The sequence below is a fragment of the Aeromonas sp. QDB54 genome (assembly GCF_027707385.1).
In the GTDB taxonomy this organism is placed as follows: Bacteria; Pseudomonadota; Gammaproteobacteria; order Enterobacterales; family Aeromonadaceae; genus Aeromonas; species Aeromonas hydrophila.
This window is the reverse complement of sequence record NZ_JAPCIT010000095.1, coordinates 1-555: the sequence shown is the minus strand read 5'-3', so window position 1 is coordinate 555 and position 555 is coordinate 1. Positions and strand designations below refer to the sequence as shown.

1 pseudogene is annotated in these 555 nt (G+C 50.3%); it reads left to right on the top strand.

Annotation, left to right across the window (positions count from 1 at the left end):
- Positions 1–532 (top strand): annotated as a pseudogene (locus PG881_RS23970) (IS630-like element ISAhy2 family transposase); the annotation flags it as partial.
- Positions 533–555: the final 23 nt, after the last annotated feature.

Here is a 555-nt window from a genome sequence, read left to right as displayed (position 1 = left end):
GCTGGCCCGCTGTGATGCCGATAATCCGGTGTTTTATGAGGATGAAGTCGATATAGACCTCAATCCCAAATTAGGAGCCGACTGGATGTTCAGAGCGCAGCAAAAGCGGGTTGTCACACCGGGGCAGAATGCCAAGCATTATCTGGCAGGCGTTCTCCACGCAGGCAACGGAAGGGTACTTTACGTCAGCGGGATCAAGAAAAACTCATCGCTGTTTATTGCCATGCTGGAAAAGCTGCGCCACCACTACCGACGAGCCAAAACCATCACGTTGATCCTCGATAACTACATCATTCACAAAAGCAAACAGACCGAGCGATGGTTGAAGAAGAATCCCAAGTTCTGCCTGGTGTTCCAGCCAGTTTACAGCCCTTGGGTTAATCACATAGAACGGCTATGGCACAAGTTACATGAAACCATCACGCGCAATCATCAATGCAGAGGGATGGCAAACCTGCTGGCCCGAGTGAAACACTTCATGGATACCGTGTCTCCTTTCCCGGGGAATGGCTATGGCACAGCGAAGGTGTAGCACTATTGGGATCAGTTATTTAG